Source organism: Aquisphaera insulae (assembly GCF_011064615.1).
Taxonomy (GTDB): domain Bacteria; phylum Planctomycetota; class Planctomycetia; order Isosphaerales; family Isosphaeraceae; genus Aquisphaera; species Aquisphaera insulae.
Genome location: NZ_JAALJH010000058.1, coordinates 1 through 17,045, shown reverse-complemented (window position 1 = coordinate 17,045; position 17,045 = coordinate 1). Strand labels below are relative to the sequence as shown.

Annotated in this window: 13 protein-coding genes; 2 read left to right on the top strand and 11 right to left on the bottom strand. The window is 68.5% G+C overall.

What is annotated here, in order from left to right:
• Position 1 precedes the first annotated feature (1 nt).
• Entirely contained in the window at positions 2 to 565 is a 564-nt protein-coding gene (locus G6O54_RS25165; protein WP_165229305.1) for a hypothetical protein, read from the bottom strand.
• Between the two features lie 183 nt (positions 566 to 748).
• Between G6O54_RS25165 and G6O54_RS25160 the strand changes: the two genes are divergently transcribed.
• Complete coding sequence (locus G6O54_RS25160) at positions 749 to 2,113, top strand: carbon-nitrogen hydrolase family protein (RefSeq protein ID WP_165229303.1); 1,365 nt, start codon at positions 749 to 751, stop codon at positions 2,111 to 2,113.
• A 76-nt stretch (positions 2,114 to 2,189) separates the two neighbouring features.
• Here the strand turns inward: G6O54_RS25160 and G6O54_RS37430 are convergent, their stop codons facing one another.
• Both G6O54_RS37430 and G6O54_RS25150 read right to left on the bottom strand, forming a co-directional pair.
• Positions 2,190 to 4,649: an alpha-amylase family protein gene (locus tag G6O54_RS37430; protein WP_205679035.1), complete on the bottom strand. Its 2,460-nt coding sequence runs from the start codon at positions 4,647 to 4,649 to the stop codon at positions 2,190 to 2,192.
• A gap of 144 nt (positions 4,650 to 4,793) precedes the next feature.
• Positions 4,794 to 5,441, bottom strand: coding sequence for a DUF4291 domain-containing protein (locus tag G6O54_RS25150; protein ID WP_165229301.1), 648 nt, complete (start codon positions 5,439 to 5,441; stop codon positions 4,794 to 4,796).
• 304 nt (positions 5,442 to 5,745) lie between these two features.
• Here G6O54_RS25150 and G6O54_RS25145 point away from each other — a divergent pair, with 304 nt between their 5' ends.
• Positions 5,746 to 6,987 (top strand): PcfJ domain-containing protein, encoded by a 1,242-nt coding sequence (locus G6O54_RS25145; protein WP_165229299.1) that lies wholly within the window; start codon positions 5,746 to 5,748, stop codon positions 6,985 to 6,987.
• A gap of 75 nt (positions 6,988 to 7,062) precedes the next feature.
• Here the strand turns inward: G6O54_RS25145 and G6O54_RS25140 are convergent, their stop codons facing one another.
• The 8 genes from G6O54_RS25140 to G6O54_RS25105 all read right to left on the bottom strand — a co-directional run.
• A complete protein-coding gene (locus tag G6O54_RS25140; RefSeq protein WP_165229297.1) occupies positions 7,063 to 7,647 on the bottom strand; it encodes a hypothetical protein in 585 nt (194 codons plus the stop codon).
• Positions 7,640 to 7,966 carry a hypothetical protein gene (locus G6O54_RS25135; RefSeq protein WP_165229295.1) on the bottom strand — a complete coding sequence of 109 codons (327 nt, stop codon included), beginning with the start codon at positions 7,964 to 7,966 and terminating at the stop codon, positions 7,640 to 7,642. Before G6O54_RS25135 ends, G6O54_RS25140 begins: the two co-directional genes overlap by 8 nt.
• A gap of 190 nt (positions 7,967 to 8,156) precedes the next feature.
• Positions 8,157 to 9,464, bottom strand: a complete 1,308-nt coding sequence (gene eno, locus G6O54_RS25130) for a phosphopyruvate hydratase (RefSeq protein WP_165229293.1) — start codon at positions 9,462 to 9,464, stop codon at positions 8,157 to 8,159.
• A 680-nt stretch (positions 9,465 to 10,144) separates the two neighbouring features.
• Positions 10,145 to 10,927: a serine aminopeptidase domain-containing protein gene (locus tag G6O54_RS25125; RefSeq protein ID WP_250847072.1), complete on the bottom strand. Its 783-nt coding sequence runs from the start codon at positions 10,925 to 10,927 to the stop codon at positions 10,145 to 10,147.
• Positions 10,924 to 11,982 carry a diadenylate cyclase gene (locus tag G6O54_RS25120; RefSeq protein ID WP_165229291.1) on the bottom strand — a complete coding sequence of 353 codons (1,059 nt, stop codon included), beginning with the start codon at positions 11,980 to 11,982 and terminating at the stop codon, positions 10,924 to 10,926. Before G6O54_RS25120 ends, G6O54_RS25125 begins: the two co-directional genes overlap by 4 nt.
• Before the next feature lie 190 nt (positions 11,983 to 12,172).
• Positions 12,173 to 12,955 (bottom strand): hypothetical protein, encoded by a 783-nt coding sequence (locus G6O54_RS25115; protein WP_165229289.1) that lies wholly within the window; start codon positions 12,953 to 12,955, stop codon positions 12,173 to 12,175.
• Between the two features lie 1,446 nt (positions 12,956 to 14,401).
• The gene (locus G6O54_RS25110) at positions 14,402 to 15,727 is read right to left on the bottom strand and encodes a hypothetical protein (RefSeq protein ID WP_165229287.1); all 1,326 of its coding nucleotides are present in this window, start codon (positions 15,725 to 15,727) and stop codon (positions 14,402 to 14,404) included.
• Between the two features lie 290 nt (positions 15,728 to 16,017).
• The coding region (locus G6O54_RS25105; protein ID WP_205679034.1) for a nuclear transport factor 2 family protein at positions 16,018 to 17,045 on the bottom strand (1,028 nt) is incomplete at its 5' end.

Genomic DNA, 17,045 nt, shown 5'->3' with positions numbered 1-17,045 from the left:
GTCAAAACAGGAGCCGGCGATCTTCCTGGAGCGCCATCGCCTGGCCGTCGATCCAGGCGGCCAGGCGGTCGCGCGTCGGGATCCGCGAGGCCATGACGGCGATCAGGACGACCGCGACGCCCAGGGCGATCGGCTGGCGTTCGAACATGTAGGCGATGCAGGCGAAGAAAGCCGCCCCTTCCAGAAGTGCGGCGCCGACGATGAGCTGGGTCTGATAGAGGATCGCCAGCCGGGGCGTGTCGGTCTGCCCGTCCACGAGCCGGGCGGGCTTGCCGGCGTCGCTCGTCTTCGCCGGCACCTCCCGCGCGATCTGCTTGCGGCCGTTTGCGGCCACGATCCCCGGGACCACGAACGAGAGGGCGAGGTTGGCCGCACCGATGGCCAGGGCGAGATACGTGAGCAGATTCTCCGGCATGCCCTGCGCTTTCATGGCCGATGCGGGGATCACGAGCAGGGCGAGGGCGAGGGCGAAGAGCGTGGACGCCGCCATGATCAGCCCGGCCACGATGACCTGGCAGGTTCGGGTCATGGCGTCGAGGTAGTCCGTCCCATCGGTCGGAGTCATGTCGCGCGCCTCCACGGCCCGAGCGGTGCGTCTCGCCCGCCCGCGGTCCGCGGCCGATTGTACCAGAATGGGGACGGACATCGCCCCCCCGGGAACCCTACCCCGCCGATGGCAAGGGCCGCTACAGTAAAAAGGCGGCCCTGTCCGGAGCGCGAACCCCCGAAGCCGACGAGGAACCAAACCATGGCCCGATTCCGATGGACCGTCCCAATCCTCGCATCGTGCGTGTTCCTCGCGCGGCTCAGCTTCGCGACGCCGGCTCTGGCCGACGGCGTCTCGACCGCCGACGGCTGGACGGCCGGCGCGCCTCGCGACGAGATCCGCCCGGATTTCATCCGGGAACCCGGGGCAAAGGCGGGCCGGCCTGACATCCTGGTCATCCGGGCCGGCGGGCGTGAAGGCGTCGACGGTTGCTGGAGGAAGACGTTTCCGGTCCTCGGGGGCAGGCACTATCACTTCCTCGCGGACTATCGCGCGACGGGCGTCGAGCTCCCCCGCCGCGGCGTGGTCGCCGAGATCCACTGGCGGGACGCCCAGGGCCGGCCGGTCCCGCTCGACGAGCCGGGAGTCCAGGGCTACCTCCGGAGGATGACCCCGATGGCCGAGACGGAGTTCCCCGCCGCGACGGGGGAGGCCGGCCGCGGCTGGGCCCGCTTCGACGGGACCTACCGGGCGCCGGCGGGTGCCGCGCGGGCGGTCGTCGAGCTGCATCTGCGGTGGGCCCGCAACGGCGAGGTGCGGTGGCGGGACGTCTCCCTGACCGAGGTGCCGCCTCCCGCTCCCAGGACGGTCCGGCTGGCCACGGTCCACTTCCGCCCCTCGGGCGGCCGGTCCCCCGAGGACAACCGCAAGATGTACGAACCGCTGATCGCCGAGGCCGCCCGCCGGAGGGCCGACCTCGTCGTCCTCGGCGAGACGCTGACCTATCCGGGACTGGGCAAGGCGTATCACGAGGTGGCCGAGCCGGTCCCGGGCCCGTCCACCGAGTACTTCGGGAGGCTGGCGAAGGAACACGGCCTGTACATCGTGGCCGGCCTGCTCGAGCGCGACGGCCCGCTCGTCTACAACGTCGCGGTGCTCCTGGGCCCGGACGGCTCGCTCATCGGCACGTATCGCAAGGTCTGCCTCCCCCGGGGCGAGGTCGACGGCGGGATCGCGCCCGGCTCCGACTACCCCGTGTTCGAAACCCGGTTCGGCCGGGTGGGCCTGATGATCTGCTACGACGGCTTCTTCCCCGAGGTGGCCCGCGAGCTGACCAACCGCGGGGCCGAGGTGATCGCCTGGCCGGTCTGGGGCTGCAACCCGCTCCTGGCCCGGGCCCGGGCCTGCGAGAACCACGTCTACCTCGTCAGCAGCACGTACGAGGACGTCTCCAGCGAATGGATGATCTCCGCCGTCTTCGGCCAGACCGGCGACGTCCTCGCCCAGGCGAAGGACTGGGGGACCGTCGCCGTCGCCGAGGTGGACCTGGGCCGCCGCGCGCGGTGGCCCAGCCTGGGCGACTTCAAGGCCCAGCTCCCCAGCCATCGGCCGGCCCCGGCCCGATAGCCCGGCAGCACACGAAAGGCGGGCCCGGAAACGACGATCCGATTTGCACGCCAGATCGTGAATTCATGGCCAGGCATCACGGTTTCAGGGCGCGATACGCGCGGCCCAGCTCCTCGACCTTGTCCCGGTCCTTCGAGAGGGAGCCCCAGGCGAAGGCCGTCAGACCGGTGGCGGGGCGGCGGGCACCCTGGGCGATCGCCTGGGCCACCTGAGCCGCCGGGACCGGCTCGCCCCAGTCCGAGAGCTGCACGATGGGCCAGATCCGGAGCCGCTCTCCGGGCCGGCCGTGGATCCCGAGGTGCCGCCCCAGCCAGGCGACCTGGCGGCCGATCCAGGCCGGATCGGCCGCGTGGCCGAACCGGGCGTGATACGGCATCGGGCTGAGGACGTCGAGGTACTCCGCCTGGGCCCTCAGGTCGATCGCCAGCTTCGCCCGCAAGGCCCCGCCGCGATCATCCTCCGACCACGGGCAGTGGAAGGTCCCGAGCAGGGCGCCGGGGCGGACCTCGTCGCGGATGTCGCGGAGCTCGCGCACCCAGTCGGTGAACACGCCGCAACGCCAGCCCACCCACCGGTCCCGGTGCGGGCCGAGCAGCATGCGGGCGACCTCCGGCGCGGGGCGATCGGGCAGCTTGACGTCGGCCTCCCGCGCGAACCGAGCCAGGCAGCGGGCGCAGAAGCAGGTATCCGGCAGGGCCGGCTCGGCCTGCTCCCAGCTCGCGTGGGCGTGGTGGTAGTCGAGCCAGATGCCGTCGATGGCGAAATCGCGGAGGACCTGGCGGAACGCCGCCATCCGTGCCGCGCGGTAGCCGGGATGGGTCGGGCAGACGCCTTGCCAGCCATCGGGCGGCGGGCACGGCGTGCCGTCCGCGCCGATCGGCGCGGCGTCGGGATGGCCCTCGAGGTAGGCCGCGTCGTGCATCGTGTTGAACTCGGCGAACGCCTTCGCACCCTGCCGTTTGAGCGTCTCGATGGCCTCGCGAGTGAGCCCGCCGGAGCCGATCCAGACGGCGTTGATGCCGTAGTCGGCGAGCGTCTTGCCGCGGTCCAGGATCTCCGCGGGCATGCCCCCGTAGACGCCGCGGATCTCCACCGTGGGCCGGACGCCGGCCTCGTCTCCCCCAAGGGCCGCGGCGATGGCGCGGGCCATCCGCGCCTCGGAGCCGGGGGCGACCCAGCACCAATCGGCCAGGTTCGCATCCCCCTCCTCGAAATGCCGGTCCGTCGGGATGTAGCCCGTCCCGGCCTCGCCGTAGCCGAGCGTCACGACGAAGGAGTCGGGGCGCGACCGCTGGGCCAGGAGTTGATACTCGACGTACGACTCGCCGGGCAGGAGCAGGAGCTGGGCACGACCGAGGTCCAGGGCCGGCACGTCGATCGCGTGGCCGGCGTCGGCCCGCGCCCGCCAGGCCAGGCCGAGCGCGGCCAGGCAGCGGCCGAACGGCCTCGGGTCGGTCTCCAGTCGCTTCCGGAGGTCCGCGACCGTGAAGCCGGGGCCGTCCCTCGGCTCCAGCCGCAGGGGGACGCTGCGGAACTCCGCCCGCTCGATCGGGGAACGCTCGGTCGCCGCCCAGGCCGCGACCATCGCGCGGTGGATCCGCCCGGCCAGGGCGGGGCGGTTGGCGGGCGAGCCGTCGTTGTACTTCCCGGCGGTCACGTTGCCGCCGCACCCGGTGGCGTAGATCTGGAAGACGTCCGGCATCTCGTCCTGCCGCATCCGCCGGGCCATGCCGATGAAGTCGGCCGAGACGGCCCCGCGGCCGTAGTGGCTCATCGGGTGGGTCGCGTAGGCGCTCAGCGCCAGGACCGGCCTGTCGCCGTCCCAGAAGCTCAACGTCCTGAGCCAGGGATCGATCAGCCCTTCGGGCTGGTCGCGGATTGCCGGATCGCGGGTGGCGCTCATCCGGTCGAATGCGGGCCGGCCGTCGGCGCGGAGGTAGCGGCGGTTCGACGCGACGGCCTCCACCCTGGCCTGCCCCGTACCGACGTGGGTCACCCGCCGGGCCGACCTCAAGCCCTCGCGGACGGCCTGTGCGACGCCGCGCACGGCGAGCTCGTGGAAGCCCGGATCGCAGATCTTCGCGGCCGATTGCCGCGCGTCGAGCAGGCGCTGGGCGGCGAGGTCGGCGATGGGGGCGTCGTGCTGATGCAGGCACGCGACCAGGACGCGGCGAGGATCCGTGTCGGCGGCCTCGGCCAGGGCCTCACGCCAGCGGTCGAAGGCGTCGTTGCGGATCTCGCACCAGTCGATCGCGGCCAGGACGACCGGCTTCCCGGCTCCCGACAGGACGAAGCCCCGGGCGGACAACCGATCCATGACCTCCGCGGCGGGCGCGATCCCGCCCCCCATCAGGGGATGCCCGGCCGGCGGCGTGACGTCGGCGGCGAAGGTCGCCAGTCGGAATCCGGAAGCGGCGGGGTCGGCGACGACGGGGCCGACCGCCAGGCAGGCGGCGACCGCCCCCAGGGCCTCGCGACGGTTGATCTCGACTGCGGCGCGGTTCGGCCGCGGGAATCGCTCTTGCTGGTCGTTCATCGCTGGCCTCGCGGGGCTGCCCTGACCGTGATCCTCGACAACGCGGATTCTCGGTCACGTCCCTCCCACGGTCAACCGGCTGAGCCGATTCCCACGGCCTCACCTCGACCGATCCTGTCCGGTCGAAGTGGCGAAGCCCGAAGATCAGTCGTCGGGAGCCGGCGACACCCCGAGCCTTGCGGCGACGTCACGGTCGGCGACCTCGTAGACCTCTTCCCTGGGCGTCGCCAGGTTCGCGTAAGGCGCCGACGCGTGCGCCCGCTGCTCGGCCACGAAGTCCGAGATGTCCTCGATGCCGAGGAGCCAGTCCCGGGCGTAGCGGGCCAGCGCATCCCCGCGGAGGCCGAGCTGAATGGCCCGGCGCTCGAGCGGGGCGCCCGACGGGCCGTGGTCGGGATCCCACTGGAGCCGCACGTCGGACCCGGCAACGGCCCGCCTCCAGGCGTCCTCACCCTCGTGGAGGCCGGGAATGAAGGTCGAATGCACGGCCCGGCGGAGGATCTCGTCGAAGGCGGATCGCCTCAACCGGACGGCGAGCGTGACCTCCTGGCCCTCCTTCGTCCCCCAGCCGGAGCGGTACATCATCCAGAGGAAGTTCGGCTTGATCCAGCTCATGCGGTTCAGGCTGAAGCCGCCGCCGAAAGCCCCGTGCCGGGCGGCGAAGCGGCCGATCTCCGGGCGATAGGCCTGATAAACGATCACCGATTCGGCGTCGAACTGGGCCAGGATGTGACGGCCGGATTGCGGCCAGCGGGCGGACTGCGTGGTGTAAGGCTCGGTGGTCAGGTCCATGATCGTCGGACACGGAACCGGCCCCGGCGGTTCGCGACGGGTTCCCGGCCCTCTCCCGACGGCGCCGGTTCGGCGCGAACCGCGAGACGGGCCATGGTGTCCCAGAGGCGAGCGGCCCATCCGCGCTTGAGGAGGATTCGATCATGAAGGCTCATTTCCGCCAGATCTACACATCGCTCCACGTCGCATCCCTCGGCCGCTGAAGGGCCCCATCGGGCGCCGGGAAGCCGGGCCGACCGCGATGACGACGTGGGCCGCGTCCCCCGTCCGTCCGGTCGAATCCCGTGGCCTCGTGAGCCTCATCATGCCCGTCAAGATTGCGCCCAGGGAGCACGCCAAGGCGCTCATCGATCGCTCCATTCGGCAAACCCTCGCAAGCCGGTGGCCCGGCGGACCGAGCGAGGGGATCGTCCAGTTCCTCGGCGAGGTCCGCGGCCGGTCGGACCTGCTGAGGCCCGCCCGCCTGCAGGGGCGGATCCGGGACGGCTGGCCCGATGCCATCGTGACCGGCCTGCTGGCCCTGTACGCCCATCGCCGGCATTGGTTCCGGCCGTTGCGGCTCTGGGAGCCGCGTGAGGCCAACCCGCTGCCGCTCTTTTCCTCGCTGGCCCATCACCTGATGGCGTGCTTTCCCGTGCCGCCGGTCCTCCTCTCGGCATGGTTCCTCGGCGATGACGATCCTGCCCGCCGGCAGCAGGGCTGGTTCAGGCACGCGGGTCAAGGCAAGAGCCTCCGCGACGCCGGGTTCCCGATCCGGCTTAGCCGGCGGATGGCACACGAATTCGCCCACGCACCGGCCCGGTTTCCGATCCGCTTCGCGCTCCGGTGGGCGCAGGTGATCGGCCTCGGAGGCTCCGACGAGCTGGCCCGGGTCGTTGCTGCCACCCGCCTGGGGAGGGACTTCAATCATGGCGCGTTCTGGACCTCGGTGATCCACGTGCTGATCAACAGCCCGCGCCTCGATCCGGCGCTCGTCGAGCCGCTCGTCGAGTACCTTCAAGATCAGAAGTTCGAGAACCGGCGGGTCATCATCGGCGAGGACACCGAGGTGGCCTTCGAGCCGCCCCAGCCCGATCTCTCGGTCAAGGGGCGGACGGCCGAATCGCTGGTCCGCCGCGCGGTCGAATGGCGGGCCGAGCGGACGGAGAAGCAAGAGCCGAAGCGGACGCGGATCTCGTGGGAGCGCTCGGGCATCGGCGAGTTCCTCCGCCAAGACGAGGAGGGCCGGATCTGGACCGTCCGCGAGCTGCTCGACAGCGACACCATGGCCGCCGAGGGGAAGGCCATGAATCACTGCGTCGCCGAATATACCGAGCGCTGCGCCCAGCGACGGACGACGATCTGGTCCATCGCGCTGGAAACTCCCGAGGCCCGTCAGCGCCACGCGACGGTGGAGGTCGAGCCGACCGGCCGCGATGTCATCCAGGCGAAGGCCCGGTTCAATGAAGATCCCGACGAGGCCTGCATGGCGATCCTGATGCGGTGGGCCGCACAGGAAGGGCTGAAGATGGATCGAGAAGAGGCAGACGCGGAGCCCGTCGCATGAGCCCGCATACTTCGCTTGCCCCCACGAACACGGCATCGAGGCCACCGCGATGCCTCGGGACCGGCCTGCTCGGGCTTACCAGGCCCTGGTCACGGGGATGGGCAACCCAACCCTCATGAAGAATCTGGCAAATGATTGCGAGAGGTGTTCGCGGTACGGCGGCAGCAGCCTCAATCTCTTCGACCCTCGCTCGGGGATCAGCGAGTCGAGGAAGGCACGTGGCACAGTGTGGACGCCGTGAAAATCGACGATTCGATGCTCGGTGGTGATCTCGCCGTCTTGGAGCGAGTCGGTCATGAACAGGTTCCACACATAACCGTTCTTGATGTCCTCGCAGAACGCGGACCAAGCCTTGTTCGTCGGGTTCTGTTTCCTGGCCCGTTCAGCCTCCTCCCAGGCCGGCCTGTACCTGGAGAGCGGACGGCACGGGCACAGGACCACATCCGAGACCTTGCCCTGTTCCAGGTCGCACGCCTGGGTCATGACGACGACGTCGGCCTTAACCCCCTTGACCGCCTGGAACAGACGCTCGTCCGACGCCCTCGACTCACCTTCGGCCGCGTCGTCCAGTTGCCACTTGAGAAGCGGGCAGTCGAGGATGATGTCGCCCTGGGTCAAACGCACGTCCGGCCCAACGACCCCGTACCAGGGGTTACTCATCTTCGTCTCGGGACCGTCTCTCGCTCGTGACCCCCTGGGGGCGCCACTCGTCGAGTTGATCGGGGCGGATGTCGATGGACTTCGTGAAAAGAACCTCTTCGGGGAACTCCAAGGAATAGACGCCACGCCAGGGTCGAGCGTCCCCGTCGTCTTCCTTCTCGGGCTGGGTCCCAGGGCTCGGGGTTTGCCGCTGATCCGGCTGCTCGACGAGGAAGTGCCTCAGGGCTTCTTCGACGACGGCCTCCTCGTTCGGGAACTGGCCGTTCTCGACCTTCTTCCTGAGGAGCCGCTGCAGGTCGTCTGCGAGAGCGATGTTCATCCTGGTAAGACCTGCCAACCGTGATTGGAGATAGCCCCTTGCGTGGTCCCATCCGCTAGCATAACGCAGGAGCCCAGGGCTGGCAAAACCGGGGCTCGCAGGCGATCCCGGGGTAAGCAAGCGGCCGTGACCGACTGCGGGAGTCGGACACGGCCGCGAGGATCAACGGTGATGGCAAAGCGAGCCGGCCTCAGCCGCGGACCTTGGGGCCGGGGCCGTAGATGGCGTCGGCGCCGAGCTCTTCCTCGATCCGGAGGAGCTGGTTGTACTTGGCGACGCGGTCGGAGCGGCTGGCGGAGCCGGTCTTGATCTGGCCCGCGTTGGTGGCGACGGCGATGTCGGCGATGGTCGCGTCCTCGGTCTCGCCGGAGCGATGGCTGATGACCGACGTGTAGCCGGCGCGGTGGGCCATCTCGATGGCCTCGAGCGTCTCGGTCAGGCTGCCGATCTGGTTCACCTTGATGAGGATGCTGTTGGTCGCCCCCTGGGCGATGCCCTTCGCCAGCCGCTCGGTGTTGGTGACGAAGAAGTCGTCGCCGACGATCTGGACCTTCTTGCCCAGGGCCTTGGTGAAATCGACGTAGCCGGACCAGTCGTCCTGGTCGAGCGGATCCTCGATCGAGATGATCGGGTACTTGTCGACCCACTCGCTGAAGAGCTCGATCATCGCCTTGCTGGAGAGGACCTTGTCCGGGGCGGACTTCCAGAACTTGTATCCCTTCTTGTCCCCCTCGTCGAAGAGCTCGGAGCTGGCGCAGTCGAGCGCGATGGCGATATCCTGGTCGCGGCCGGCCTTGTATCCGGCCTTGTCGACGGCGTCGAGGATGAACTTGATGGCCTCCTCGTTGTCGAGGTTCGGGGCGAAGCCCCCCTCGTCGCCGACGTTGGTGTTGTGGCCGGCCTTCTTGAGCACGGCCTTGAGCTGATGGAAGATCTCGGCGACCATCCGGATGCCCTCGGCGAACGACTTCGCGCCGACGGGCATGACCATGAATTCCTGGAAGTCGATCTTGTTGTCGGCGTGCTTGCCGCCGTTGACGATATTGGCCATCGGCACCGGCAGCACGCGGGCATTGGCGCCGCCGATGTAGCGATAGAGGGGCAGGCCGTGGGCCGTCGCGGCGGCCTTGGCCGCGGCCAGGCTGACGCCGAGGATGGCATTGGCGCCCAGCTTCCCCTTGTTGGGCGTGCCGTCGGCCGCGATCAGGGCCTTGTCGAGCCCGACCTGGTCGCTCGGATCCCGCCCGATCGCGACCTTGGCGAGCGCCCCATTGACGTTGGCGACCGCCTTGGAGACCCCCTTGCCGCCATACCGCTTCTTGTCGCCGTCGCGAAGCTCGACGGCCTCGTGAATCCCCGTGCTCGCCCCGGACGGGACCGCCGCCCGGCCGAGCGTCCCGTCGGCCAGCACCACGTCCACTTCCACCGTCGGATTACCGCGACTATCCAGGATCTCGCGCCCGTGAACCCGGGCGATCGTCGCAACGGACTTACTCATGGCGTTCATCAGACTCCACAAAATCGAAAAACCACGCGCATGTTCCAATCGTCACTTATCCGGCGCGCGCGGGGCCGGGTCAAGCCTCTTGCCGGCCGGCGGGGGGCGAGGCGGGCCCGCCGTCGCCCCGCAAGGCCATCTCCCCGAACACGTTAGGCTCCGCGCGGCGGAGCGGCTCGACGAGGCGGGGACGAGGCCGGTGGCGAGTTGACTCGCCCTCGGCCCCGCCCTGCCCCGTCGAGCGAGGATCAGTGCGGGCGGCCCCGCCCCTCCGGTGCAGTGGGCATCAGGGGGTTGGGGTGCGTCTCCTTGTTGAAAAGGCGGAGACCGCCACGCGGTGCGGCTTCAAGGAAGCCAGTTCTCGAGGGCGGAGGGGCGCCGCGACGAGGCCCGGGGATGATCCCCCGGGGACGCAGCCCCCTCGCGAGGGCGAACGCCCGGACCGGGGCCTGCGACCCGGGGTCGGCGACGGCCGAAGGCCGCGGTCGGGACGTTCGCATGCGAGCGTTCGAGAACAAGCAAGTTCACGCGTTTCCAATCCTTCAAGCTTCCGGCTCGAAGCCGGACGGTCGGGGGCGGGGGCTTCGGAAGGCCCCGCCGGGGGGATGGCCCGCGGGCATCACGCCCGGGCCATTACGATATCGGCCCGGCGCGCGGCGGGCTTGATGACGGCCCGCGATTCAACAAGAGTCGGCCGCGGGGGCGGGGCGCAGCAGGGGTACAATGTACTTCCTCAGAAAGACCGGAGAATCCGGCCCGACGTGACCGCCGAGGTTCCCCGTGGAGGCCATGCCGGGGGTCCAGCGGACCTGCCGGAGCCTGGGATACGGGCCGGCCGACGGCGACCGGAAGCCCACGAGCCCCGCGCTGGCGCCTCGGACGCGGTCGGCCGTGCCGAAGAGCGCGGTCCCGGCCCCCAGGATGATAAGGTCCAGCGGCGACCAGAAGACGACCATCTCCCGCGCCACGGCGTCCAGGGCCGAGGTCAGGTCGTAGCCGGGCGAGAGCGCCGGCGCCAGCAGGATCGCGGTCTCGACCGAATCCCGCGGCAGCAGCTCCATCGCCCTCACCGCCACGGCGGTGCCCCCCGACTTGGCCACGAGGAAGACCGGCTCGCCGGGCCGATCCGCGCGGAACTTGCGGACGGTATCGGCCAGGAGGGCCGCCTTGGCGTCGCGATCGGCCACCCGCGAGAGGTCGGCATACCAGCGGCCGAAGCCGTGGCCCCAGGGGAAGATCCGGAGGGCGTACGGCAGGCCCGACTCGGCCAGGACATGGCGGAGCGCCGGGCCGCAGAAGTCCAGCCCCCCCACGCCGCCGATGCCGATCACCAGGCCCCGCGGCGGCCCGGGATCCGCGGCGGTCGAATCATCCCGCGGCCGGCCCCGGAGGCGGAGGACGCGTCGCAGCAGGCCCGCCAGCCGCCGAAGGGAGCCGGCCCTCTCCTCGCCTCGGCGGGTCAACCCGACCTCGACGGCGCCGAGGGATTCGGCTCAGTCGGCTTCACCAGCTTCTCCTTCTCGCGATCCCGATCTCGGTCGCGGTCCCGATCTCGGTCGCGATCCTTCTCGCGCTCCGGCCGGGGGGGGGCCGGCTCGGACTCGGCATCCTGCCACTTCATGGCGCGGGCGTGCCGCATGGGGGCGATCCGGAGGATGACCTCTCCGTCCTGGAAGAGGCGGACGGTGCCGTTGGACTGGCTGACGACCACGGCCAGGGCCTTGGTGACGGCCGTGATGGCGGCGGCGGCCCAGTGCCGCGTCCCCAGGCCCTTGGTCAGGGTGAGGCCGGCCATGGGGGCGTCGATCAGCCGGCAGGCCGCTTCCACGGTGCCGTCGCGGCCCACCACGAAGGCCCCGTCCATCTGGGCGATCTCCTTGATCGCCTCGCGGACCCTCGGGTCGCGGACGTTCCGCTCCTTGCGGCGATATCCCTTGAACGGGTCGAACCCCAGCGGCCGGGTGCGGGCCATGACGTTGCGGGCGTCGCCGACGACGATCAGGGAGCCGACCGCCTTCCCCTCGCGGCCCTCGCGGCCGATCTCCACGGCCGTGTCGACCACGGCCTTGAGGGTCTCGAACGGAACCCACTCCTCGAGCGCCCGCAGGTCGCGCGCGGTGAGCCGCTCGAGGTGTTCGCCCAGGCGGATCACGGTGAGCGAGTCGAGGGCCTCGGCCTCGAAGCCCGAGTAGACGACCACCACGCGGGCCCCCGCCTTGAGCAGGTCGTTGGCGACGGCCTCGATCAGGGCGAGCGTGATCCGCTCGGCGATGGTGGCCTCGCTCGGCTCGACCTCGATCGCCTCGATGCCCCGGTCGCGGATGGCCTGGAGCTGGCGGTCGGAGGCCGACGCGGCGAGGACCGGCACGCCCCCGCAGGAGGACGGCACGAGGTCCCAATCGAGCGGGCCGTCGGGGAGGATCAGGACGGCCGACGCGCCCAGCCGCTGGGCCGCCTCGCAGGCCAGCGAGAGGACCTGCAACGGGGCTCCGTTCTTGGGGGCAGCGTTCGGCGTCACTCGATACGGCCTCGAGGATCGAGAGGATGGCGGGAGGTGAAGGACGAAGGGCCGGACCGGGGCCGGGGATCGATCGCATCGGGTCGACGGTCGCCGCGGCGCCCGCCTCCCCCTCGTCGGCGTGCGACGGGGGAGGCGGGCCGCGGCGGAAGGCGAAGGTCACGACCGGCCTCGAGGCCGGCCGATCTCGTCAGGACTTCTTGGGCTCTTCCTTCTTCACCTCGGCCGGCTTGGGGGCGTCCTTCTTCGGCTCGGCCGGCTTGGCCTCCTCCTTCTTGGGCTCGGCCGGCTTGGCCGGCTCGGCCGGCTTGGTGGCGGCGGGGGCGGCGGCGGGGGCGGCCGGCGCGGGGGCCGGGCCCTTGGCCTTGCGGACGGCCTCGATGTGCCGGTTGAGGATGTTGGCCCGCTGGTCGTACCATTCCTTCAGCCCGGCGCTCGGGTTGACGATCCGGAGCTCGTCCTGGGGGTTGATGGTCGAGCCGTCGAGCTTGCCGTAGCCGGTGAACCAGCCGCAGAAGACCTCGGGCGTGACGGCCCAGATGTTGTCCTTCTTGGCGGCCGGGTTCTTGAGGATCTTGGCGTCGATCGCGTAGCCCTTGATCAGGATGTCGAGGATCGGCGGCGGGTCGATCGAGGAGTCCACGAGCCCGGCGTCCTGGGCGGCGACGATCGCCTCGGCGACGGCGTGGCGGGCGGCCTCGAGCTTCTCCTCGACGGCCTTGGGGACGACCGGAGCCGGGATCTCGGCCGGCTTGGCCGGCTCGGCGGGCTTGGCCTCGTCCTTCTTGGGCTCGGCGGGCTTGGCGGGCTCGGCGGCCTTGGGTTCTTCCTTCTTGGGCTCGGCGGGCTTGGCCTCGGCCTTCGGGGTTTCCTTCTTGGCGTCCTGAGCTCTTGCGGCGGGAGTCGCCAGGGCGGCCGTCATGGTGAAGGCCAGGCCCAGGGACAGTGCGAACGGGAGTCGGCGACGGACCACGAGCAATTCTCCTTTGCTATGCGTTCTGGAATGACCTTGCGAGGCCGCTTCCCCGCGGCCTGCCGGGCGCGGCATCCTCTCGCCATCCGGCCTGGCCGCCCCCATCTCCCCGGGGACGTCCACGCCTCGCACGGCGTCCGGAAGACGATCATGGGGATGAGTTTACCGCCCGGGCACGGTCGTTGCCAGGGATCGGCGGGTTCGCAAGGCCAGAGTTCGCCCGCTTCCGCCGACGCCTTTTGCCGCATCCCCACCGTCGGGAAAAGATCGAAAGGTCGATCTCGCCGAATCGAGGCATGCATTACCGGGGATTGTCGCAAACGCTGGTTCAAGGACCTGACGCTCGACGGAGGAGATCATGAACGCACGAACATCATAGTAAGCGGGTGGTTCAGACGGGCGAAGCCACCACCCTCGCACGTGTGTGCGATCCGCGAGGCGGCCATCGCTGATTCCAGGGCAGTCCGGCTCAGGCCGGAGGTTGGGGGCCTCGCCGTCTGAACGACGATCTAACGATCGTGGCCACTCATGCATGCCGAATCGATTTCACCGTCAACGGTTGGGCTTCGGGTTCTCATCGCGTTGCGACAGTCCCGCAATGGACTCGGCCGACATAGCGAACCCGAGAAAGGACACCGGGAGGCGCGGCCAGGCTCATCGCCTCTTCGTCCGCCCGGGGCTGATCGTCGCATCCAAGAGAGACTTGCGCAGCCGCTCCGCCGCCTCCGGAGTCACCTCGGTGTCGTAGAGACCAACCGAGCGCAGGTGGGTCGATCCCGCCCTTGGGTGCCTGGCCATTGATCATCATTGATTATCCTGATGTGACCAAGTGACCTCTCGCCACAGAAATCGCCTGTTTTTCAGGCTTTCTGAGCCACCTGCCCCAAAATCCGGGACGGCCAGAAAACAAACGCTCTCCGGCTCGTCTGTTCACGAGCGAGAAGCGAGATAGTCGAGGTAAGCTCTGATCATCCGGTGAGCAACATCGAAGGCTCGCCCGCGCTGCTCCTCAGTCAAGGGGCGACGGGCCATCTGCACGGAGCGCAGCGGAGGAAGATGGTTGTCCGGCGACTTGCGAAACCCTTGCAGATCGGGGGAGGGAACGTCCCCGTTTGCGATCGGCCGGCCAGGCAGGCGAAGCCGTCCCGAAGGGGAGGAGTGGCCCCGTTTTTCTTGCGGACCTGCCGGAAGGCCTACTCCGGGATTGTCGCACACGGCGGGGTTTCGGGATGCGAAGAGATTGACAGATGGCACGGGGTGGCCGTGGTGGAACACCACGGGGGGCAGGCCGAGTGGGTGGACTGGCTCTTCACCCAGACCGAGGCTGTCCCGTGGTGTTCCACCACGGCCACCCGGAGGGTCTGCGTCGGAGTAAAGCCTGTCCACATTCGCCATTGCGTATTGCGACAATCCCCCTACTCCCGCGGCACTCCCTTGCCCAACTCCTCACTGTCGCTGCTCGTATGCAAACGCGACAAGCCAACTCCCACCGATACGTCGAAAACGAATAGGGAAGTATCGCGGTAGGTAACGAAGGACACCTCGCTTCTCGGCTTCCTTGGTATCGGGTGCTGGAGGCCTATCGATTAAGTACCCCGAAGCCTTGTCGCCCTCGATCCGGACCCCCTCGCATTCGATCGGCTTGCCGTAGCCCTCGGGCGGACCGGGGAGCTGCCGGAAACAGTCGGCCAGGAACGCGGGGACGTCGCCGACCCGTCGCCGGAAGATCTCGCACAGCCGGGCGTCCGCCGCCTCGGAGTCCTCGTCGGGCTGCATCGCCAGAGATTCGAGGAATTTCTGTGCTTCCTTGCTTTGTACGAATGCGCCGGGGAAGTCGCTGGCGTCGATCAGCTTGAACTTGAGGTGTTTCTCGATGCTCTTGATCAATTCTGGGCACTTCTTCCCGCCCGTCGCCGCGAGGAAGAGCACCTCCCGGATGACGACTCCTTGCGAGGCCGGCGTCAGACAACGGGCGTACGCCTCCCAATCCTCCTTGGCCACGGCCTGGTTGTGCCTGGCCACGACGTCGTAGGGGGAGGCGAAGTCTCTCGCGGGAGCCTGAGGCGGAGCAACCTCCACATCGGGCCCTGGTGCAACTGGGGGCAGTCCATCGGGCGGCAGGAGCTGAGAGAGCCGTTCCGCGGTCGTGGCGGCGGGCCAATCCAGTTTTTGCATCGGGAGCAGGCGGAGGCCCTCACGCCCCAGTTCCTCGCGGACGATCGCCAGCAGCCGATCGGGTACGTCGGGATCTTTGCTGCACCAGAACAACTTCACGAAGACATGCGGATTGTCAGTCTTCCAAGTAACGGCCCCGTTATAGCGGCCGCTCAATACCTCTCCGTCAACACCTTGTCTGATGACTTCGATATGAACCGAAACGCTCCCTGGGAGCCTTATCGATGCCGCATCGCCCTTCGTCGGAATCTCGATCTGATCGTCGGTAGGCGCGCTGATGGCACGCCGATAATCTATGGGTTTCCCCCCGAGAAAGGCGTAGTTGATGGGAACAATCGGCTCGTCTGCCAGATGTTTGAGCGCGTGGTCACCAGCGGCACGACGCTGGATGGCATGCAATGCGCGCTCGATCGGCAGAAGACCGCTCTCCGACCGCTCTCCTTCGACGTTTTCGACGTCACGCTTTTCTTGTTTCAGGGCGTGACCGATTGCGGGGACATCCTGTCCCTGAGCCGCAGATCTTTCCGTATGGCAAACGCCGGCAACGAAGCTCAACCATGAGACGATTGCCGGAAAGTGAATGCTTCGGCAGGCCATCGGAATCCTCCTGCTCGGATGGATACTATTGCCCCTGCGGAACGGCGTAATTGGCACGACTGGCGAAGCTGCGCCCCAGGCCGACGATGGCTCCGATACTAACCCGACGCCAGGCGAGATCCGCAATCGAAGATCCTCGCTGGTGCTTTGGTCTCGCGTAAGAGTGCTTCACTCCGTGGCCAAAGTCGACGTGTCCGCATCATGTTCTGATGGAACCACCCAGGGTAGCCCGACGCAGGGCCGCTGGCAGGCGGGCGCGGACCCGTTGCCGATCATGCTTGAGCTACTCATCATGGCCGCGTCGATGCGATGAGCCACCTTTCGTCGATCCGTCGAAATCGTATGGGGACACATCGTGGGAGATAACGGCTTACCCGATGCTGCTCGACTTCCTCGAGGGAGGGTGTAGGTCCCCTTCGGATGACATACCCCGAGGCCCTGTCCCCATCGACACGGATCCCCTCACATCGAACCGGGACACCATCGCCGAGAGGCGGCTCCGGAACGTCTGGCATGCAGACGGCTAGGAACGCCGATACGTCGCCGACGCGCTTTTGCACGTAAGCGCACACCCACGCATCCGTGCCTTCATTGAGTCCCTCATACGGCTTTCCCGGAGGAGTAAAAAGCTCGTCGAGTTCCTTGCTGGGTAGCAGATGGTTTCCAGAATCGAACAATCTGAATTTCAGGCGTTCCTCAATGGTCCTTGCGGGTTCGACAGTCCCGCTCATATGCATTACGAAAAGCAATTCTCGGAACAGCGAGCCTTGCGAAGCCGGCGTCAGGCAAAGTAAGTACGCCCGCAGGTCCTTCTTCGCCCTCGCCTGAAGATATGCGGCCGCGACATCTTGGGGGGATGCGAAAACTCCCCCGGACTTCCGAGGCGGGGCGGCTACTATCCTAGGCACGGGTGCCTCGGACGGCCGGGCATCGGGCGGGATGAGCTGAGAGAGCCGCTCGGCGGGCGTGGCGGCGGGCCAATCCAGCTTGTGCATCGGGAGCAGGCGGAGGCCCTCGCGCCCCAGTTCCTCGCGGACGATCGCCAGCAGCCGATCGGGTACGCCGGGATCGTTGGTGATCCAGGAAATTGTCACGAAAATATTGGGATTGTTGGTCTTCCAGCTCACGATGCCGTCGCACAGGCCACTCTCGCCGATCTCCTTCGGTTCATCGCTGGCGTACTCAATACGAATTCCTACATCGCCGCTGACCTTGATCGATGCCACATCGCCCCTGGTCGGCACCTTGATTTGATCGTTGGTTGGCGCATGGACAGACAGGGCGAAGCTCGCGTCATCGACCCTACGGTAGATCGGGC